The organism is Inquilinus sp. 2KB_23 (genome assembly GCF_052115705.1).
Lineage (GTDB): Bacteria > Pseudomonadota > Alphaproteobacteria > DSM-16000 > Inquilinaceae > Inquilinus > Inquilinus ginsengisoli_A.
Map to the genome: position 1 here is coordinate 54542 of NZ_JBFRHF010000027.1, position 20663 is coordinate 75204.

Below are 20663 nucleotides of genomic sequence, written 5' to 3' on the forward strand. Positions count from 1 at the left end.
CCCGGCCGCAGGCCCGGCCGACCGGAACGGCGATGGATTTCACTGGCGATAGTCTTCACCATTCCCTGCTGCCCGGGCAGGACCTCTGGCTGGCCGCGCTCGCCATCCTGGTTGCCGTCCTCGCCTCCTACGTCGCCTTCGATCTCGGCAAGCGCATCCGCATCGCCCGCGGCGAGGCCCGGCTGCTGTGGCTGCTGGGCGGGGCGGTGGCGATGGGCGGCGGCATCTGGTCGATGCACTTCATCGCCATGCTGGCGATGCGCCTGCCGGTCAACTTCGACTACGACCTGCGGCTGACGCTGCTGTCGCTGCTGATCGCCGTGCTGGCCACCGGCGCCGGCTTCACCGTCGCCACATTGGGGGGCGCCATCCCGCCGGGCGAACAGCGCACGGCGCCGCTGCCGCTGCTGGCCAGCGGCCTGTGCATGGGGCTGGGCATCGCCGGCATGCACTATGTCGGCATGGCCGCGATCGTGGCGCCGGGGCACATCGCCTACGATCCCGTGTTCGTGGTGCTGTCGATCCTGGTCGCCGTGGTCGCCGCCACCGCGGCGCTGCATCTGGCCCTGTCCGACATCCGCCGCATGCATCGGGTGCTGGCCGCAGTGATGATGGGGGCGGCGATCGCCGGCATGCACTTCACCGGCATGGCCGCGGCGCATTTCATGCCCGACCCGGCCGCCTACGCCGCCATCGCCCGCGCCGCCACCCCGGTGCCGCCCGCGATTCTGGCCGGGCTGATCACCGCGGCCGACATCATCGTCTTCGCCCTGGCCCTGATCGCGACCCGGCTGGACCGCCGGATCATGGAACTGCAGGCGCACCGGCAGCTGGCCATCCTGGGCGAACGCTATGCCGCCACGCTGAACGCGCTGCCGACGCCGCTGGCCCTGATCGACGAGCGCGGCCTCATCCTGACCGCCAACCCGCTGTGGCAGTGGCCGGGCGAGCGCGAGCGCTTCGTCGGCGGCGGGTCCCGCCCGGGCGAGGACTACTTCGCGCTGAGCGACGCCGCCGGCGGCGCCGGTGCCGAGGTCAGGGTGCATCTCGCCGGCGTGGTCCAGGGTATCCAGCCGGCAGCGCCGGTCGAGTACAGGCTCGGTGCCGGCGCGGCGGAGCGCACCATCCGACTGCTGGCGGCGCCGATCGTCGAGGGCCGGGCGGTGGGCGCCGTGGTGGTGCATCTCGACATCACCGCCGAACGCGTGGCCGAGCAACGGATGCGCGAGGCGATGCAGACGATCGAGGCGGCGGACCAAGCCAAGACCACCTTCCTGGCCCATATGAGCCACGAGCTGCGGACGCCCCTGAACGCGATCCTCGGTTTTTCCGAGCTGATCCGGGACGCCCATCTCGGCCCGCTGCCCGAACGCTACCGCAGCTACGCCGACGACATCCACCGGTCGGGCCAGCACCTGCTGGCGCTGGTCAACGACGTGCTCGACCTGTCGCGGGTGGAATCCGGGCGCCTCGACCTGCAGATCGAGCCGGTCGACCTGGCAAGCGACATCCGCGACGCGGTCAGCCTGGTGGCCCAGCGCGCCGAGGCGCTGGGCATCCGCATCGAGCAGCGGGTGGCCGCGGACCTGCCGCCGCTGAACGCCGACCCGCTGCGGCTGCGCCAGATCCTGATCAACCTGCTGACCAACGCGGTGAAGTTCACGCCGGATGGCGGCCAGGTCACGGTCGACGCCGTGGCGGTGGCCCGGTCGATCCGGATCACGGTGGCCGACACCGGCATCGGCATGAGCGCGGCGGAGATCGCGCTGGCGCTGGAGCCGTTCCGCCAGGCCCGCCGGCTGTCGCGCCGGCCGCGCGAGGGGTCGGGCCTGGGCCTGCCCCTGGCCAAGGCGCTGGTGGAAAGCCATGGCGGGATGCTGATGATCGACAGCGAGCCGGAGGTCGGCACCCGCATCACCATCCTGCTGCCGACCCGCGTCCCCGACGAGAACAGCCCCGCCGCCGGTCCGCATGCCGGCGACGGGGCTGTTCTCGACGAGCCGGCTTCGCTGAACGCGGGCCGGGGGATCAGTCGGCGACGTTGACCATCGACTGGAACACGCGCCACGCCACCTCGACGGTGACGCCGCCCGCCCGGGCGCCGGCGGCCAGCATGCTGGCGGTCGGCTTGGTCGGAACCGTGGTAATGCCGGGGTCGCCCATCGCCGCCACCATGTCGAGGGCATAAGTCATCGGGGTCTTCATCTCGACCACCGTCATACTATTCGTCATCGCAATGTCGCCCATTGGAAACCTCCCAGGTTAATGCCAGGAGGAGGTGCAATCGCCGTGCCAACTTTCGGACAGGGTCGGCGGCATCGCCGACTCGGCGCGGGATCAGCCAGAAGAGGGTGATTTGAAATAATCATACATATTTCCCCCAACACTTAATACTATCGATCTGATCGCCTTTTCGAACACCTCCCGGATTTCGCAATTTGCGACGTGCACCCACATACGGTTCGCATTCTGCAACGCTCACGATCCATCCCAACGGGTGGCGAGGCCCTGCCGCCGCACCCCGATCCGGCCAGCCCTTCACGCGCCCACCCGCCCCGCCCGCGATTGACGGGCCCCGGGCGCGCCCCTAGGGTCGGCCGCCATGACCGGACACATCTACAAGATCTGCAGCGCGGCGGAATGGCGGGATGCCGAAGCCGCCGGCGCCTATCGCGGCTCCGCCGTCGACCATCGCGACGGCTTCATCCATTTCTCCACCGCGGAGCAGGCCGGGGAGACCGCGGCACGCTACTTCGCCGGCCAGGCCGACCTGGTGCTGGTGGCAGTGGACGTGGCCGCGCTGGGTGACGCGCTGCGGTGGGAGCCGTCGCGCGGCGGCGCCCTGTTCCCGCATCTATACGCCGAGCTGCCTCTGGCGGCGGTGACCAGGGTGGCGCCGCTGCCGCTGGTCGACGGCCGGCACGTGTTCCCGCCCGTCCCGTGAGCCTGCTGTTCAGCCTGGCCGCGCCGCTGCTGAAGGCGCTGCCGCCCGAGGCGGCGCACCGCGCCACCCTGGCCGCCCTGCGGCTCGGCCTCGGCCCCGCTGCGTCCGACCCCGACGACCCGATCCTGGCGGTGACGCTGTGGGGCCGGCGCTTCGCCAACCCGATCGGCCTCGCCGCCGGCTTCGACAAGGACGCCGAGGTGGTGGACCCGATGCTGCGGCTGGGCTTCGGCTTCGTCGAGATCGGCAGCGTCACGCCGCGGGCCCAGCCGGGCAATCCGCGGCCCCGCGCCTTCCGCCTGCCGCAGCAGCAGGCGCTGATCAACCGCTACGGCTTCAACAACCGCGGCCATGCCGCCGCCGCGGCGCGGCTGGAGACCCGGCGCGTCAACGGCGCCGCCGCGCCCGGGCTTCTCGGCGTCAATGTCGGCCGCAACAAGACCAGCCGCGACCCGGATGCCGACTACGCCGCCGGCATCCGCGCCTTCGCCCGGCTGGCCGACTATCTCGTGGTCAACATCTCGTCGCCCAACACCCCCGGGCTGCGGGCGATGCAGAGCCGGGTGCCGCTGGAGCGGCTGCTGGCCGCGGTGACCGCGGCACGGGCGGAGGAGACGGCGCGGCCGCCGATCCTGGTCAAGATCGCCCCAGACCTGACGCCGGAGGATCTGGAGGACGTCGCGGAGGTCGCCCTGGCTGCCGGCATCGACGGGCTGATCGTGTCCAACACCACCATCGCCCGCCCCGGCGGCCTGCCGCCGAGCTTGGCCGGCGAACCCGGCGGCCTTAGCGGCCAACCGTTGATGGCGCCATCGACCCTGGTCCTGCGCCGCATGGCGAAGCTGCTGGCCGGACGACTGCCGCTGGTCGGCGTCGGGGGAGTGTCCAGCGGCGCCGACGCCTATGCCAAGATCCGTGCCGGCGCCAGCCTGGTTCAGCTCTACACCGCCCTGGCCTATCGCGGCCCCGACCTGGTGGGCGCGATCAAGCGCGACCTGGCCGACCGGCTGCGCGCCGACGGCTTCCGCTCGGTGGCCGAGGCGGTGGGCGCCGACCTGCGCTGACGCCGGAGATCAGCGGTGCAGGCGCGCCGCCGCCGCGATGAAGGCGCCGGACCGAGGCCCTGCTTTGCGCCGGAGGGCGGGACTGAATCCTCGCCATCGGGCCTGATTTCGGTCAACTTTCTGGGATGGACTGCGGGATGCGAGTCGCGCTCCTGCGACCGCGATCCCGGAACGGTGAAGAGGGCCCTATGATCGAGGCGATGAACCTCGCCATTCTCGTTGCGGCGGGACTCATTGCCCTCAGCGTCTTCACCAGCCTGATCTCGTTCCGGGTCGGCGCCCCCCTGCTGCTGGTGTTCCTGGCGGTCGGCCTCGGCGCCGGCGAGGACGGCATCGGCCAGATCCATTTCGACAATGCGCCGGTGGCCTATTTCATCGGCAGCGTGGCGCTGGCGCTGATCCTGTTCGACAGCGGCTTCGAGACCCGGCTGCAGAGCTTCCGGGCCGCCGCGGCCCCGGCCCTGACCCTGGCCACCATCGGCGTGCTGATCACCACCGGCCTGGCCGCGATCGCCGTCCGCCTGATCTTCGGCTTCGGCTGGCCCGTGTCGCTGCTGACCGGCGCGATCATCAGCTCGACCGATGCGGCGGCGGTGTTCTTCCTGCTGCGGGTCGGCGGCATCACCCTGCGCGATCGCATGCGCTCGACCCTCGAGATCGAATCCGGCAGCAACGACCCGATCGCCATCTTCCTGACCCTGGCGCTGGTCGAAGCGGTCAGGGCCGGCACCGGCGCGGCCAGCCTGACCTGGGCGCTGGCCACCAGCTTCACGCTGGAGGCCGGGCTGGGCATCGCCATCGGCCTGGCCGGCGGCTTCCTGATCGTGCGCGTGATCAACCGGGTCGCCCTCGACCCCGGCCTGTATCCGGTGATCGTGCTCAGCCTCGCCCTGCTGATCTTCGCCGCCACCGGCATGCTGCACGGGTCGGGCTTCATCGCCGTCTACGTCGCCGGCATGGTCGCGGGCAACGCCACGCTGCGCGCCTCGGCCCTGCTGCGCCGGTTCCAGAGCGGCATGACTTGGCTGGCCCAGATCTGCATGTTCCTGACGCTGGGCCTGCTGGCCACGCCGTCGCAGTTCCCGGCGGTGTTCCTGCCGGCGCTCGGCGTGGCCCTGGTGCTGACCTTCGTGGCCCGGCCGATCGCCGTGTGGCTGTGCCTGCTGCCCTACGGCTTCTCGCGCAACGAGACCACCTTCGTCGCCTGGGTCGGGCTGCGCGGCGCGGTGTCGATCCTGCTGGCCATCCTGCCGCTGATCGCGCAGCTGCCCGAGGGGCGGGTGATCTTCAACGGCGTGTTCCTGGTGGTGGTGTTCTCGCTGCTGCTGCAGGGCTGGACCATCCGGCCGCTGGCGAAGTGGCTGGGCCTGATCGTGCCGCCGCGGATCGGCCCGGTCGACCGCGTCGAGCTGGAGCTGCCGGGCCGCGCCAACCACGAGCTGGTGGTCTATCGCATCGCGGCGCAGAGCCCGGTGGCCCGCGGCGAGCGCATCCCGCGCTGGGCCCGGCCCGCCCTGATCGTGCGCGACGGCCAGTCGGTCGACATCCACCATGCCGGGCGGCTGCAAAGCGGCGACCAGGTCTACATCTTCACCCCGCCGCAGCAGGTCCGGCTGCTGGACCGGCTGTTCGCCACCCCGATGCGGCTGGCCGAGGACGACCGCGACTTCTTCGGCGACTTCACCCTGAACGCCGACGCCCCCCTGGCCGAGGTGGCGGAGAGCTACGGCTTCGCCCTGCCCGAACCGGGCGAGACCCGCAGCGCCGGCGCCTTCCTGCAGGACGCCTTCGGCGGCCGGGTCGAGATCGGCGACCGGCTGCCGGTCGGCGGGGTCGAGCTGATCGTCCGCGCCGTCGACGACGAGAACCTGGTGACCGAGGTCGGGCTGGCGCTGGAGCCGAGCCGCGGCGCCCAGCCGAAGCTGCCGGTGTTCCAGAACCTGTCGGAGATCGCGGCCTGGTTCCGGCGGCGGCTGCGCGAAAGGCGGGCCCGGCGGGCCGCGCCGCCACCCCAGGCCGTGGTTGCCGATCCGGCGCCGCGACCGGACGCCGAGGTGCCGCCGGCAGTGCCCGAAGGCACCGGCCGGCCAGACTGAGCCGCGGCCCCAAAGGTCGGACGATCCCCGTTCCGGCGCCCGCGCGCATCCGCTATCGTCGCCCGGCGACAGGGAAAAGCGGGGACATGATGCTGACGATCTATTCCGAGGACCACCGGCTGCAACACGGCAAGGTGGAGCTGACCGGCGGGCACTTCATCCCGGTGGTGGAGAAGCCGGAGCGGGCGGAGACCATCCTGGCCCGGATCCAGGCGGTCGGCCTGGGCGAGGTGCGGGCGCCGGAGCGCTTCGGCACCGACCCGATCGCCCGGGTGCACGCCCCCCATTTCATCCGCTTCCTGGAGACCGCCTGGGACGAGTGGGCGGCCCAGCATGGCGAGATCGACGCGCTGCCGACCAACTGGGCGGTGCGCAACATGCGCCAGATCATCCCGAGCTCGATCGAGGGTAAGCTGGGCTACTACGCCAGCGATTGCGGCACCCCGATCACCGCCGGCACGTGGCGCGCGGCGCTGAGCTCGGTCGACGTCGCCCTGAGCGGAGCAAAGCAGGTGGCGGCCGACGGCAGGCCTGTGTTCTCGCTGTGCCGGCCGCCGGGGCACCATGCCTCGACCGACGTCTATTGCGGCTACTGCTTCTTCAACAACGCCGCGGTGGCGGCGCAGTGGTTCCGCGACAACGGCGCCGCTCGCGTCGCCGTGCTGGACATCGACTACCACCACGGCAACGGCACGCAGGAGATCTTCTACGGCCGCGACGACGTGCTGTTCGTGTCGCTGCACGCCGACCCGAATGTCGAATACCCCTACTATCTCGGCTATGCCGAGGAGCGCGGCGAAGGCGCCGGCGAAGGCTTCAACCTGAACCTGCCGATGCCGTTCGGCACGACCTGGGACCGCTACCGCGAGGCGCTGGACGCCGCGCTGGCGCGGATCCGCGACTACGGGCCGGATGCGGTGGTGCTGTCCTTCGGCGCCGACACCTTCCAGGAGGACCCGATCTCGCAGTTCAAGCTGAACAGCGACGACTTTACCCGGATGGGCGAGATCCTGGGCCGCGGCCTGGGCGTGCCGACGCTGACGGTGATGGAGGGCGGCTACGCCGTCGACGCGCTGGGTGTCAACGTCTCGAACCTGCTGCAGGCGCTGGGGGCATCGACGCGCTGAGAGACCCGTGTCGCGGCTGCGGATACCGCCAGTATCCGCAGCCGCTCTGGCAATATCAGCGCGAGATCGCACAATTTCCCCAATATAAACATTTGTTAGGATCGAGCCGGATATCGCCGGATTTGAGGCACATATAAAAGACGATCCATCTATTTGTCGCCGACGATGCGGTTCGTGGCAAAATTAGAGCGGAACATCTGCCGGTCTGCTTCGTTTAGTTCGCATCAACGACAACAGGATGCGATGCCATGACGGCCATCTCCGCCGCGACAGAGCGACAATTCCTGCAAATCGTCGCTCCCTGCATTCCCGACCTGCGCCGCTATGCGCGGTCCCTGACCCGAAACAGCGCCGACACTGACGATCTGGTCCAGGAGACCATGGTGCGGGCCGCCCTCAAGCTGCATCTGTGGCAGCCGGGCACCAACATCATGGCGTGGCTGGTCGTCATGATGCGCCGCCTGCACCTGTCGCAGAACGTGGTCGGCAAGCGCAACCAGGCCATCATGGTCCCGATCGACGATTGGGATGCCGTGACCCCGCCGTCCCAGACCCAGGCGGTCGAGCTGCGCGAGATCGCGGCGCGCTGGCCCAGGCTTTCGGCGATCCATCGTGACGTGCTGGAGGCCGTGGCCGTCGGTGGCGAATCCTACGAGCAGGCGGCCGAGCGCTTCCGGGTGCCGGTCGGCACCATCCGGTCGCGCCTGGCCCGCGCCCGCTTGAGCCTGCGCGAGGCCGTCGCGACGGCGCATTGACGGTCTCTAAGCTTCCGGATCGCGCTGATCCGGGATGTCGATGGTGAAGCGCGTGCCGGCCGGGCTGCTGGCGATGTCGATGGCGGCGTCGAGCTGCCGCACCTGCGCCTGCAGCACCATCATCCCGAGCCCGGTGCCGTTGGCCGGCGGCTTGCCCTCGGGCAGGCCGACCCCGTCATCGGCGACGGTCAGGCGATAGCCGCCCTCGGCCCGGTGCCCGAAGCCGATCTCCACCCGGCCCTCGCGCCGGTCGGGGAAGGCGTATTTCACGGCATTGGTCACCAGCTCGTTGACGATCAGCCCGAGCGGCACGATGCGCGACGGCGGCAGGTCCGCCTCCACCGCGTCGATCACGATCTCCTTGCTGCCGTTGTCGGGCAGCAGCGCGCGGGACAGGTCGTCGCACAGCCCGGTCAGATAGCTCTTCACCTCGACCCGGTCGACGGCGGCATGGGCGTAGAGCCGGCGGTGGACGATGGCCAGGGCCTGGATCCGGTCGTTGGCCTCGGCCAGCGCCTGCTTCGCCTCCGGCGTCCTGGCCCGCCGCGCCTGCAGCCCGAACAGGCTGGACAGCAGCTGGAAGCTGTTCATCACGCGATGGTTGATCTCGCGCAGCAGCAGGTCCTTCTGCTTCAGGTTCTGCTCGATCTTCTCCGCCATGCTGTCGAAGGCGAGGCCGAGCCGCCCGAACTCGTCGCGGCCGTGGCGCAGCGGGACGCGGGCGCTGAGGTTGCCGCGCTGCCACTCCCGGGCGGCCGACAGCAGCCGGTCGATCGGCCGCAGCAGGAACAGCCGCCCGCCGATGCCCGCGGCGGCGAGCGAGACCAGCAGGCCGGCGACGATCATGGCGATGCCGCGCTGGGTGGCGGCATCGATCGTGGCGAAGGCGGCCGCCCGGTCGATGCCGACCAGGACGAAGAGGTCCAGCTCCTCCGACCGCATCGGCACGTAGCCGTAGATCCGCACCGTGTCGTCCAGGGCGCCCGATGTGACCGAGCCGGCCTGCGGCGACGCCAGCAGGTCGAGGAACGGCTCCGGCACCTGGCGCCCGATCCAGCCGCTGTCGGGCCCGGGCAGCCGCGACATCACCACCCCGGCCCGGTCGGTGATGGTGATCACCGCGCTGCGCGATTCGGTGTCGATGTTGATCGCGGCGGCCATGGCGTCGACGCTGAGCGCCGCCACCACCGCGCCCTGGAAGCTGTCGCCGTCGAAGATCGGATAGGCGACGTGCAGCACCTTCTCGCCGACCGCGTCGGTGGTGGCGAAGCCGCCGACGGCGAAGCCGCGGATCTCCCGCGCGCGCTGGAAGAAGCCCTGATGGCCGACCGAGGTCGAGATCGCCGCCGTGTGGTTGGCCCCGCACAGTAGGTTGCCGTCGGCATCGACCACGGCGATGGCGGTCAGGCTCGGCACCTCCGACCGGAGGTCGTCGACCACCTCGGTGCAGCGCCCGCCCTGGCCTTCGCGGATCGCCGGCACCCGGGCCATGGCGGCGAGCAGCTGGCGCACCCCGTCGACGATGCGGAACTGCGCCCCGGCGGCGACATTCGCCAGCCGGATCGCATCGTCCTGGATCTCGTTGGTCCGGGCGATCCGCAGGGCATACTCGTTGTAGCCCTGCAGGACGATCCCGGGCGCGACGGCGAGGACGACCAGGAAGAACAGGCGCGACAGCAGATTCATGTCGGCGGGACCCCGGACGTCATCGTCGGGCACCGCCGTCGCGACCCGGACCGCCCGCCCTTGTCATCATCGCCTCTGCCACGTCCCGATGCCTCCGTCATCGTCCCCATCCTGAAGCGCAAGCCATGCGCCCCCAATTCCTTCGCCCTGTCTCCGGCCGCGACGGCCGGCATGATGCCGGGCGATCCGGGTCCTGTCCCGGCCGTTCGTCCTGCCGGCGCGACATGGCGGATTCTGTCGCCTTCTACGGGACGGGCCATCGAAATGCCATCGCCGAGCCACAGAATGGTCACCAATGGAAATGGGAACAAAGTTATGCGCAATCTGTTTTTCAGTTGTGAAGTGCTGGCTTTGACTGGCGCTTGAGATGGAGAAGAGAATGTTGAAACCAACCATGATCGTGCTGGCGGCCACCCTCGCGCTCGCGGCCTGTGGTCGCGACCCGGGCACCCGCGCCCTCACCGGCGGCGCGCTCGGCGCCGGCGCCGGCGCCGGCATCTCCGCGATCACCGGCGGCAACATCGGCACGGGCGCCCTGATCGGCGGTGCGGTCGGCGCCGTCGGTGGCGCGGCCACCAATTGCCACGCCGTCGGCCGCTGCTGATTTTCACGTTGTCGGTCCTCTGAGCCGACATCGGCGGGCGGTTCTCCGCCCGCCGATGTCGGAGAGAGGCTTGAATCGCGCCAGGCGTCAAAAGATGCAGACGTGGCGGGATTGGGGTCTCTATGGTGACTGCCGACGAAGGGGACGGACGGTCACCGTCCGTCCCCTTTCCATTTTTGCGGCGCGGCGCGCCCGTCCAACCGAATGAGGACAGAGACATGGCCACGCGGAATTTGGACCAGGAACTCGACACGCTGCGCGCCGATCTCGGCAAGATCCGCGACGACATCGCCTCGCTGGCCCGCACGCTGGGCGACGCCGCGACCGCCGAGGCCAAGGCCGGTGGCGCCAGGATCAACGAGGCGGCCCATGCCGCCAAGGACCGGGCCCAGCGCTTCGCCGAGAGCGCGCGGACGCAGGGCGAGGACGGCATCGCGGCGCTGGAGGAGCGGATCGAGCAGAACCCGATCGCCAGCATCCTCGTGGCCTTCGGCGTCGGTCTCGTCATCGGCAAGTTGCTGGACCGCTGAGGCAAGGCGAGATGATGGATCTCGGCGGCGCGCTGCTCGGCGCCATGGCCGCCCGCCAGCGCCTGCGGCTCGGCCGGGCGCTGCGGCGGGCCTGCATCGCGGCCGGGCTGCTGCTGTTCGCCTTCGTGCTGGTGGTGATCGCCCTGGTGCTGCTGGCCTGGTCGGGCTTCTACCTGCTGCTGCCGCAGCTGGGGCCGGCCGGAGCCGCCCTGGTGGTCGGGCTGATCGCCCTGGGCCTCGCCGCCATCGTCGCCCTGATCGCCGTCCTCGCCGGCCGCGCCCCGCGTCGCCGGCCGGCCCCGCCCCCGGCGGCCGCAGCGGCCGGGCTTGAAGGCATCGCTGCCGGCCTTGGGCTGACCGCGGCCAAGATGGCGCCGAAGGCCGCGCTGGCCGCGCTGGTGGTGGGCGTCGCGATGGGCGCCCTGCCGATCCTGCAGGGCCGTCGCCGCCGCGACTAGGTTGCGACCAGGTTCCCTCATGACCTTGCCGGGGATTCGATTATAATCCCGCGCCCTCCTCCGCGGGGGCCCCGGCTCCAGGGCCGGGGGCGGAAGGGTTTCGGTATCCCAGAAAAACAAAGGTCGAGACATGATCAACAGACGGACGGTGCTGACCGCAGGCGCCATGATGACGGCAGGGCTGCTTCTGGCGGGGCTGCCGCGGCTGGCGGCGGCGCAGACCGACCCGGCCGCGTCCTTCATCGACGACATGGCCAAGCGGGCGATCGGCATCCTCCAGGCCGGCGGCGCCGGGACGGCGCAGGGCCAGGCCGAATTCACCCGGATCCTGAACCAGGGCTTCGATCTGCCGACGATCGGGCGCTTCGTGCTCGGCCGCTACTGGAACAGCGCGACCCCGCAGCAGCAGCAGGACTACATGCAGCTGTTCGAGCGGATGATCATCGAGACCTATTCCCGCCGGTTCCAGAACTACCAGGGCGAGACCCTGGTGGTGAAGGGCACCCGCCCGGTCGGCAGCAGCGGCGACACCCTGGTCGGAACCGAGATCCGGCAGAAGGACGGCCCGCCGATCCAGGTCGACTGGCGCGTGCGCCAGGCCGGCGGCAGCTACAAGGTGGTCGACGTCATCGTCGCCCGGGTCAGCATGAGCGTGACCCAGCGCGACGAATTCGCCTCGGTGATCGCCCAGAACGGCGGCAGCATCGACGGCCTGCTGCAGGCGATGCGCCAGCGCGCGGGCGGCTGATCCACCGGAGCCTGGCCGGGACGGATGCCATGACGGTGACGGAAGGCGGCAAGGACGTCGCGGAGTGGCTGGTGGCCGAAGGCCGGCTGCTGGCCGACCCGGTGGCGCTGGTCGACGGCTTCTGCCGCCGCCTGATCGCCGCCGGCCTGCCGCTGCAGCGGGTGCGGATCGGCCAGAGCATCACCCATCCGCTGCTGACCGCCTGGGGCGTGGTGTGGACCACGGCCCGGGGCGGCGAGGACTTCGTCATCGACCGCAAGGTGCTGGCCACCAGCGCCTTCCTCGGCAGCCCATACCAAGCGGTGCTGGAGAGCCGGCAGCCGCTGCACCGCCCGCTGGCCGGGCTGGGGCCGGACGATCACACCATCTTCCATGAGCTGGCCGAGGCCGGCGGCACCGATTATGTCGCGGTGCCGATCGTCTACGGCAACGAGACGGTGCAGGTGGCGAGCTTCGTCACCGACCGGCCCGGCGGCTTCACCGCAGACGAGGCGGCGGTGCTGGAGCGGCTGCGCCACCCGCTGGCGGCGGCGATGGAGCCGACCGCCATGCGCCGCTCCGCCGCCAGCCTGCTGCGCACCTATCTGGGCGTCGGCCCTGCCGACCGCGTGGCAGCCGGCGCGATCCGCCGCGGCGATGTCGTCGCCGTCGATGCCGCGATCCTGTTCGTCGACATGCGCGGCTTCACCGCCCTGTCCGAGCGCTTGACCTCGGCCGCCGTGCTGGCGGTGCTGGACCGCTATTTCGAGACCGTCGCCCAGGCCATCGTCGACCGTGGCGGCGACGTGCTGAAATTCCTCGGCGACGGGGTGCTGGCGATCTTCCCGGTCGAGCAGGCCGGCAGCGCTGCGGCCGCCTGCGAGGCCGCGGTCGGCGCGGTGCGGGCGATCCACCGGGGCCTGGCCGCCGGGCCCGAGCCGGTGGCCTTCGCCGCGGCGCTGCATCTCGGGCCGGTGCTGTATGGAAATATCGGCAGCCCCGACCGGCTGGACTTCACCGTGCTGGGCCCCGCGGTCAACCTGACCAGCCGGCTGGAAGCCCTGGCCAAGCAGCTCGACCGCCCGACCGTGTGCTCCGACACGTTCCGGCAGGCCTGGGGCGGATCCGCCGAGCCGCTCGGCGCGCACCCGATCCGCGGCCTGGCCGACCCGCAGCCGGTGTTCGCGATCCAGGCGTGAGCAGACGGGCATCGCCGCTTCAGCGCCGCCCCCTCCCTCGTCATTGCGAGCGCAGCGAAGCAATCCATTGGGCAGCCCGCACCGGCGCCATGGATGGATTCGTCGGCTTCGCCTCCTCGCAATGACAGAGGGGGGGACGGCTCGCAGGAGAGGGCGGGTGGCCTCAGGCCGCGAGGCCGCGCACCAGGGCGTCGGACAGGCGGCGGGAGAAGGCGGCCGGGTCGGGCAGCGGCTCGCCCTCGATGATCCGCGCCTGGTCCAGCAGCAGCAAGGCGCAGTCCTCCAGCCCCTCGCCACCGTTGCCCGCACGCTCGGCGAGGCGGCGGATCAGCGCGTGGCCGGGATTGACCTCGAGGATGCGCTTGGCACCGCTCTCGACCCGGCGGTGCTGCTTCAGCAGCCGTTCGAGATGCAGGTCGGTGTCGCCCTCGTCGGCGACCAGGCAGACCGCGCTGTCGGTCAGGCGCTGCGACACGCGCACATCCTTGACCTGGCCGGTCAGCGCCAGCTTCAGCGTGGCGATCAGGCTGTCCAGCCCCTCGCCGCCGGCCTCGGGCTTCGGCGCCTCGGCCGGGGCCTCGACCTTCGACAGGTCGGCGCCGCCGCGGGTGGCCGATTTGAACGGCTTGCCCTCGAACTCGCCCAGCGAGGGCACCGCGAACTCGTCGACCGGGTCGGTCAACAGCAGCACCTCGATGTCGCGGGCGCGGAAGCCCTCGAGCTGCGGCGAACGGGCCAGCGCCGCGGCGTCGTCGCCGGTGATGTACCAGATCTCGTCCTGGCCCGGCCGCATCCGGCCGACATACTCCTCCAGGCTGACCAGATCGTCGCCTTTGGTGGTGCGGAAGCGCATCAGCGGCAGCAGCGCGTCGCGCTGCTCGCGATCCTCGTACAGCCCCTCCTTCATCACCGCGCCGAAGGCGGTCCAGAAGGTGGCATAGGCGGCCGGGTCGTCCTTGGCCTTGCGGTTCAGCTCGGCCAGCACCTTCTTGGTCACGCCCTGCCGGATCTTGGTCACGGTCGGGTTCGACTGCAGCATCTCGCGGCTGACGTTGAGCGGCAGGTCCTCGCTGTCGATCACCCCGCGCAGGAAGCGCAGATAGGGCGGGATCAGCCCGTCCGCCGCCTCGGTCACGAACACCCGGCGGACATACAGCTTCACCCGGTGCTTGCGGTCCGGCTCCCACAGGTCGAAGGGCGGGCTGGTCGGCACGAACAGCAGAGAGGTGTACTCGATCGCGCCTTCCGCCTTCCAATGCGCGGTCAGCCACGGCTCGTCGTAGGCATGGGCGGCGTGGTGGTAGAATTCTTTGTACTGCTCCGGTGTGATCTCGGCCTTCGGCCGGGTCCACAGCGCCGAGGCGCGGTTCAGCGTCTCCTGCTTGCCCTCGGCCTCGACAAGCACGATCGGGACGGCGATGTGGTCGGAGTGGGTCTTGACGATCTGGCGCAGCCGCAGCGGCTCCAGGAACTCGTCCTCGCCGTCCGACAGATGCATGACGATGCGGGTGCCGCGGGCGACGTCGTCGGCTTGGCTGACGGTGAAGCTGCCCTTGCCGTCGGACACCCAGCGCCAGCCCTGCTCCTCGCCGGCGCGGCGGGAGAACACCTCGACCTCGCGCGACACCATGAAGGCGGAGTAGAAGCCGACGCCGAACTGGCCGATCAGTCCGACATCCTTCTTGGCGTCGCCCGACAGCGTGTCGAGGAAGGCCTTGGTGCCGGACCGGGCGATGGTGCCGAGATTGCCGACGAGGTCCTCGCGCCCCATGCCGATGCCGTTGTCAGCGACGGTCAGGGTGCGCGCCTCGCGGTCGACCGCCAAGGTGATGCGGTAGTCGGCATCGCCGGCCAGCAGCTCCGGCGTCGTGATCGCGGCGTAGCGCAGCCGGTCGCAGGCGTCCGACGCGTTCGAGATCAGCTCACGGAGGAACACCTCCTTCTGGCTGTACAGCGAATGCGCGACGATCTCGAGGAGGCGGCTGACTTCAGCCTGGAAGGACAGGGTCTCGTCGGTCTTCGGATGATCCATCTCAGGGTCCCGGCTGCTTTCTCGTCGATGCCGCCCGATATGGGCAAAGCGGCGGCGGCCCGCAACCCCGTGCCGCCACAGTGCTCGCCTGCGCCGGTCCTATTGCGGGGACTTCGGGACCATCGCCGCCAGATCGGTGCCGTTGAGCAGCATCTTACCGCTGGAATCGACCACGATGTCGTAGTCGCGCGCCGCCTTGCCGTCCTCGGTCCTGGCCTGGCGGCCGATCACCTGGAACATGGTCAGCCCGGCGGCCGTGCCGGCGCTGTCCTCGCCCGGCTGGGCCTGCAGCGCCTTGATCAGGGTGTCGAAGCCGACCAGGCGCAGCGTCGCGTCGCCGGTCACGCCATAGGTGGCGGCCCGGTCGGCCCGGACCGAGCCCCCGAGCCGGATCGCCCCCTGGGGCGCCGCGATGTGGAAGGCGTCGACATCGAGGCTGGCGCTGGAGTTGCGCAGGACCCCGCCCATCGCCTTGGCGAAGGCCATCTCGGCCTCCTCGCCCCCGCCCGGGGATTCGATCGTGTCGGTGACGCCGGACCACAGCGCGGCGGCGATCGACCGGAAGGGCACACTCTTCAGCGACAGCGCGATCTCGCCGTCCCGCGGGATCCAGTCCGCCAGCGGCGGCGGCGGATCGATCGCCAGGCCCTTCAGCTCGGCGGTGACGCGGCCGGTGCCGTCGTCGCGGTCGAGCCCCTGGTAGGATTCGCCGAAGCCGATGCGGCCGAGGGCGACTTTCACGTCCGGCGCGGCGACGCGCAGGCCGTCGAGGCCGAGATCGACCTGATAGCCCGACAGGGCGGCCGTGATCGCCTGCGCCTTGGCGACCAGCCCGTCGATCTCCTGCGGCGAGGGCTCCCCGGTGGGATGGCGCGCCGCGAGGCCCTGCAGCGTCTGCACCGCATCGATGATCGCGGCGACGTCGACACCGTCCAGCCGGCCGCCGTAATGGCCGTTCGCCAGACTGACATCCACGTCGTCATCCGGCGCCTTGACCGCCAGGCCGTCGAGATCGACGCCGTAGGTCAGGCTGGCGCCCTTGCTTCCCGTCCCGGCCCCGCCTGCGGCCGGATCGAGCGCGCCGGCCAGCCGCAGCCGGCCGATCGTGACATCCGGCTGATCGCCGGTCCTTGCGCCCGCCGCGGCGCCGACCTTGAGGCCCTTGAGCTCCATGGCCACCGCGCCGCCGAGGCCGGGGCCCGGGGCGGCCGGATCCAACCCATGGTAGCCGCCCGAGACGGTCAGCGATTCGAACCCGGCGACGGTGTCGCGCGACGTGCTGCGCATGTCGGTCAGCACCATTTCGGTCTGCGACGCCCTGCCGGCCAGCGCCATGACCTGGCGCAGCAGCACATCCGCCTTGCGCTCGAAATTCGGCGGGGCCGGCGCTTTGGGGTCGCGCTGGGCGGCGTCGAGGGCGAAGGCGACCAGCCGCCACACCCGCTCGCGGAGCGCCACGGCGTCGACATCCTCGAGCCGGGTGCTGTAGCGGGCATGGGCCAGGCGGGCGGCGTCCCCGGTCGTCGGATCGCCGGCCGAAATGCCCCGAGCCTCGACCTGCAAGGCGACGTCCTGGCGCGGTGACCCCGCCCGCGGCGTGGTGGCGCTGGTCAGCCGCAGCCGGTCGACCGTGACCTGGACCTTGCCGTCGGCCGTGATCGTGACGCCGTCGGACTGGTCGGCCGAGGCGGTCAGCAGCGAGGCGGCGAGATCCAGCGTCAGGTCGGCCCTGCGGGCGCGGCTGGTGACCACCGCCGCAGGCTCGCCGCCGCCCGGCTGGATCTCGCAACGGAACGGAGTCTCGCCATGCAGCCGGTAGACCGCCGCCTCGGTCGGCGTCGCGGTGTAGCGGTCGCCGTCGCAGCGGATCCGCAGCACCCGCTTCTGCCCGTCGGCATCGTCGCGCAGGGCCAGTGCCAAAGCGGGGCCGGTGATGCGGTACTCCGCCCCGGCCGGCTCCACCGTCCAGCCGCCCTCGAAGATCGGCGTGCCGGCGCCGGGCGCCGCCAGCGCCGGGTCAGGATCGTGGTCAGCCCCTTCTGCAACGCCGCCGCCCCCTCCGGCGTCGCCTGGGCGAAGGCGGCCGCGCTGAGCCAGAGCGGGACGGTGCCGAGCAGGGCCGAGCCGAGAAGGGTGGAAGCGAGACGACGCATGGTCTTTCCTCTCCTAGGCCCGATCCGCCTCAGTGCTACTTCTTCGGGGCCAGCGCGCTGAGATCGGTGCCGTTGACCAGGATCTTGCCGGCCTCGTCGACCACGATGTCGTAGTCCCGGGCCGGCTTGCCGCCGTCGCCTGTGGCCTGATGGCCCATCACCTGGGCCATCGACAACCCCGCGGCGGCCTGCTCGCCATCATGTGAGGACTGCAGGAACTTGATCAGCCCGTCGAGATTGGTGAAGCGCAGCTTCAGGGCGGCGGTGACGCCATGCGCCGCCGTGGCGCTGCCCTGGACCTTGCCGCCGAGGTCGATCGCCGCCTCCGGCGCCGCGACGTGGAACGCGTCGATGTCCAGACGGCTGCCGGCACTGCGCAGGATGCCGCCGATCTGGGCCATGGACTCGGCCATGCGCTGCTGCGCCTGCTCCGGCGCCGTGACCTGGTCCGCCGAGGCCTCCATCATCGAGATGTAGGCCGTGCCCACCTCGCTCCACGGGATGTCGCTGGCGTTGAGCTTGATCGTCGCATCGGTCGGAATCCACTGGGTGAAGGGCGGCTTCGGCGCCAGCGCCAGGCCGGCCATCTCGATCTCGAGATTGCCGGTGCCCTTGGGGTCCGACGCCCCGGCGAAGCCTTCGCCGAAGCGCAGCGAATCGAGCGTCACCTGCACCTCCGGCGCCTTCACCCGCAGGTCCGTGAACGTCCCGGTGAAGACCCCGGCGTCGCCGTAGCCGGCCATCATGCGCTTGAAGACGGCCATCACCTTGCGCATGGTCTCGGCCGGGACCTGCTGCGTCAGCTTCTGGTCGCCCGCGGCGAGGCCCTCGAACATCCCGGAATAGGCGTCGATCAGGTCGCCATAGCTGGCGATGATCGTCTGCACATCCATGCCGTCGACATGGCCGTCATAGACCACGTTGCCGAGGCTGACACGCTCGACGCCGGTCTCGTCGACGGCGCTGAGATGCCCGGCCTCCATCTTGAAGACGGCGTTGTGGCGGCCCGGGGTGGCGGCCGGCACGAGGCTGCCGGTGCCGGAGAACCGGTCGATGGTGAAGGCGTTGGACTTGCCCTCCTGCTTGAGCGCGATGCCGTCCGCCTGCCATCCGGATTCGGTCATCAGCTTCTGGTCGAGATCGACCACCATATGGGCCTGCAGCGACCGGGTGGTCACGGTGACCTTGGGCTTGCCCGACGCCTCCGCCGTGCAGTTCAGCGGCTGGCTCGAATCCAGCCGGTAGCTGTTGCCGGTGGCCACTGCCGTGGCCTGGTAGGTCTGCGCACCGCACTGCACGGTCAGGGATTTCGGCCCTTCCGGCTTGGCCGAGGTGACGGTCAGGTCGATGCCCGGGAACACCACCGTGTAGTCGGCGCCGGCCGGCTGAACCGTGATCGGGCCGGAGAACAGCGGCTTGCCCTGGACCTGGGCGGACAGGATCGGCTTCATCATCCCGGTCAGCCCGTCGCGCAGCGCCGCGGCGCCTTCCGGCGTCGCCTGGGCGAAGGCGGAACCGGTCAGCCAGAGCGGCGTGGTGCCGAGCAGGATCCAGACCGAACGACGCATGCTTCGCTTCCTTATCCGGGTTTGCGGCGTGGGATCGCCGCGCCAAGAGACGAACGCCCGCCGACGGCGGGCGTTCCCATCCTAGGATCCGACGGTCAGCCCGCCCGCCTCAATGCATGCCCTGCATCAATGCATGCCGAGCAGCGGCTTCAGGTCGGTGCCGTTGAGCAGGATGTCGCCCTTCTCGCTGACCACCAGCTGGTAGGTGCGGGCCGGCTTGCCGTCGACCGTGTCCTGCGCCCCCAGGGTCTGCAGCATGGTCAGGCCCTGCACCGCCTCCTGGCCGTCAGGCATGGTCTTGGCCGCCTCCAGCGCGTCCTCCATCCCGATCACCACCAGCTTGACGTCGCCGGTCACCATCAGCGGCGCCCGGGGGTTCGGCTTCAGCGTGCCGGTCAGGTCGATGCTGGTCAGCGGCGACACCGCCTTGAACGACCGGATCTCGAGCGCGCCCTTGCTGTTCAGCAGGGCCTGCTGCAGCTGGCCGGCCGCGATTTCGGCCGCCTGGTCGGGGCCGAGCGTGGCCGAGGAGTCGAGCATGCTGGTCAGGGCCTGCAGCAGCACCTGGTTGGGCAGGTTGGTCAGCGCCAGGTCGACCGTCGCGGTGTGCGGCACGAACTGGCCGAATTCCGGGGTCGGAACGATGCCCAGCTTGTCCAGGTCCAGCGTGACCTGGAAGGTCGAGGCGTCCTTGGCCAGGCCGGCGATGCCGATGCCGAAGCTCGTGGACGCGAGCGTCACCTGTTCCGGCTCGCCCTCGGCGGGCGGCGGGGTGACCGTCAGCCCCTTCAGCCCGTAGGTGAAGCCGAAATCGTCGAACAGGTTCGGGGTGCCGTTGAACACCTTGCCGAGCTCGCCCAGGAACTCCTTCGACGGCTCGCCCTCGCCGGCGTTCGGATAGCGCTTCTGCAGGGCCTCGAGCTTCTGGCTGAAACCGTACAGCGCCGCCAGATTGGCGGCTGTCGCCGTGCCCGCGACCGTCGCCTCGTCGAGCTTGAACAGCTGTGCGCCCTTCTCGTCGACGAAGGCGCTGTCGGAGATCGTCACAGTGCCGGTGCTGTCATAGGTGTCCTGGCCGACCGCCTTGCTGTCGCCGTCGACCGCGATCGCACCGATCTTGAGCGAACCCTTCGCCTCCGTCGGGTCGAGCGAACGCATCTCGATGCCGCCGAGCTTGCTGTCGAGCGCCATGAAGGTCTGGTACTGCGGCGCGAACACGCCGTGCAGCGCCTGCGACCCGATGGTCACGTCGATGCCCTTGCCGTCCTTGCTCTCGGGCCGGTAGTGCGACGGGATGGTGATCGCGGTGTCCAGCCAGCCATTCTCCTGCGGCGTCAGCACCAGTTCGATCGTGTCGACCGGCAGCGTCACCGGGTCGTCGCCGTCGGCGAACACCACCTCCGACTTCGGGATCACCGCCTTGTAGGACTTGCCCTGCGGCACGACCGTGATCGGGCCCTGGAAGTTGAACACCACCGACTTGTCGGCCGTGGTCAGGTGGCTGGCGATCCACTCCTTGAGGCCGAGCCGGATCTTGTCCGCCCCCTCCTGCGTCGTCTGGGCCTGGCCGGCGAAGGGCACGCAGAAGATCCAGGCGGCGATGCCGCCGGCAAACAGAGTGGATGTGCGCATCGTGATTTTATCTCCGTCAATATGGGCGGAGCCCTGAGGCAGGCCGGCCAAAATATGGTGCGACTGAAGGTACCGTCCGCGCCGCTCG

17 protein-coding genes are annotated in these 20663 nt (G+C 70.5%); 11 read left to right on the forward strand and 6 right to left on the reverse strand.

What is annotated here, in order from left to right:
* Nucleotides 1-32 precede the first annotated feature (32 nt).
* Nucleotides 33-2045 (forward strand): sensor histidine kinase, encoded by a 2013-nt coding sequence (locus AB4112_RS28300; RefSeq protein ID WP_441724406.1) that lies wholly within the window; start codon nt 33-35, stop codon nt 2043-2045.
* Here the strand turns inward: AB4112_RS28300 and AB4112_RS28305 are convergent.
* A complete protein-coding gene (locus AB4112_RS28305; protein WP_309798965.1) occupies nt 2029-2232 on the reverse strand; it encodes a hypothetical protein in 204 nt (67 codons plus the stop codon). The genes AB4112_RS28300 and AB4112_RS28305 overlap by 17 nt on opposite strands.
* 370 nt (nt 2233-2602) lie before the next feature.
* Here AB4112_RS28305 and AB4112_RS28310 point away from each other — a divergent pair, with 370 nt between their 5' ends.
* From AB4112_RS28310 to AB4112_RS28330, 5 genes are all read left to right on the forward strand, one after another.
* Complete coding sequence (locus tag AB4112_RS28310) at nt 2603-2944, forward strand: DUF952 domain-containing protein (RefSeq protein WP_309798963.1); 342 nt, start codon at nt 2603-2605, stop codon at nt 2942-2944.
* A complete protein-coding gene (locus AB4112_RS28315) occupies nt 2941-4008 on the forward strand; it encodes a quinone-dependent dihydroorotate dehydrogenase (protein ID WP_309798961.1) in 1068 nt (355 codons plus the stop codon). Before AB4112_RS28310 ends, AB4112_RS28315 begins: the two co-directional genes overlap by 4 nt.
* A 188-nt stretch (nt 4009-4196) precedes the next feature.
* On the forward strand, nt 4197-6104 hold the full coding sequence (locus AB4112_RS28320; RefSeq protein ID WP_441724409.1) for a potassium/proton antiporter: 1908 nt from the start codon (nt 4197-4199) through the stop codon (nt 6102-6104).
* Nucleotides 6105-6190: 86 nt separating this feature from the next.
* Complete coding sequence (locus AB4112_RS28325) at nt 6191-7231, forward strand: histone deacetylase family protein (protein WP_441724411.1); 1041 nt, start codon at nt 6191-6193, stop codon at nt 7229-7231.
* Nucleotides 7232-7479: 248 nt separating this feature from the next.
* Nucleotides 7480-7986: an RNA polymerase sigma factor gene (locus AB4112_RS28330; protein ID WP_441724413.1), complete on the forward strand. Its 507-nt coding sequence runs from the start codon at nt 7480-7482 to the stop codon at nt 7984-7986.
* Nucleotides 7987-7992: 6 nt separating this feature from the next.
* On the opposite strand, the gene AB4112_RS28335 is transcribed toward AB4112_RS28330, so the two are convergent.
* Nucleotides 7993-9672, reverse strand: a complete 1680-nt coding sequence (locus AB4112_RS28335; RefSeq protein ID WP_441724415.1) for a sensor histidine kinase — start codon at nt 9670-9672, stop codon at nt 7993-7995.
* Nucleotides 9673-10051: 379 nt separating this feature from the next.
* Here AB4112_RS28335 and AB4112_RS28340 point away from each other — a divergent pair, with 379 nt between their 5' ends.
* The 5 genes from AB4112_RS28340 to AB4112_RS28360 all read left to right on the forward strand — a co-directional run bounded on the left by AB4112_RS28340 (nt 10052) and on the right by AB4112_RS28360 (nt 13190).
* The gene (locus AB4112_RS28340) at nt 10052-10276 is read left to right on the forward strand and encodes a YMGG-like glycine zipper-containing protein (protein WP_309798951.1); all 225 of its coding nucleotides are present in this window, start codon (nt 10052-10054) and stop codon (nt 10274-10276) included.
* Between the two features lie 218 nt (nt 10277-10494).
* Nucleotides 10495-10806 (forward strand): DUF883 family protein, encoded by a 312-nt coding sequence (locus AB4112_RS28345; RefSeq protein ID WP_441724417.1) that lies wholly within the window; start codon nt 10495-10497, stop codon nt 10804-10806.
* A gap of 11 nt (nt 10807-10817) precedes the next feature.
* The gene (locus AB4112_RS28350; RefSeq protein ID WP_309798947.1) at nt 10818-11264 is read left to right on the forward strand and encodes a hypothetical protein; all 447 of its coding nucleotides are present in this window, start codon (nt 10818-10820) and stop codon (nt 11262-11264) included.
* A 130-nt stretch (nt 11265-11394) separates the two neighbouring features.
* A complete protein-coding gene (locus AB4112_RS28355; protein ID WP_441724419.1) occupies nt 11395-12012 on the forward strand; it encodes an MlaC/ttg2D family ABC transporter substrate-binding protein in 618 nt (205 codons plus the stop codon).
* Between the two features lie 29 nt (nt 12013-12041).
* Entirely contained in the window at nt 12042-13190 is a 1149-nt protein-coding gene (locus tag AB4112_RS28360; protein ID WP_441724421.1) for an adenylate/guanylate cyclase domain-containing protein, read from the forward strand.
* Nucleotides 13191-13353: 163 nt separating this feature from the next.
* On the opposite strand, the gene htpG is transcribed toward AB4112_RS28360, so the two are convergent.
* The 4 genes from htpG to AB4112_RS28380 all read right to left on the reverse strand — a co-directional run bounded on the left by htpG (nt 13354) and on the right by AB4112_RS28380 (nt 20575).
* Nucleotides 13354-15222: a molecular chaperone HtpG gene (htpG, locus tag AB4112_RS28365; protein ID WP_309798941.1), complete on the reverse strand. Its 1869-nt coding sequence runs from the start codon at nt 15220-15222 to the stop codon at nt 13354-13356.
* A gap of 99 nt (nt 15223-15321) precedes the next feature.
* Complete coding sequence (locus AB4112_RS28370) at nt 15322-17184, reverse strand: hypothetical protein (protein ID WP_441724423.1); 1863 nt, start codon at nt 17182-17184, stop codon at nt 15322-15324.
* 226 nt (nt 17185-17410) lie between these two features.
* Entirely contained in the window at nt 17411-18943 is a 1533-nt protein-coding gene (locus AB4112_RS28375; RefSeq protein WP_441724425.1) for a hypothetical protein, read from the reverse strand.
* Nucleotides 18944-19069: 126 nt separating this feature from the next.
* Nucleotides 19070-20575, reverse strand: coding sequence for a hypothetical protein (locus tag AB4112_RS28380; protein WP_309798935.1), 1506 nt, complete (start codon nt 20573-20575; stop codon nt 19070-19072).
* Nucleotides 20576-20663: the final 88 nt, after the last annotated feature.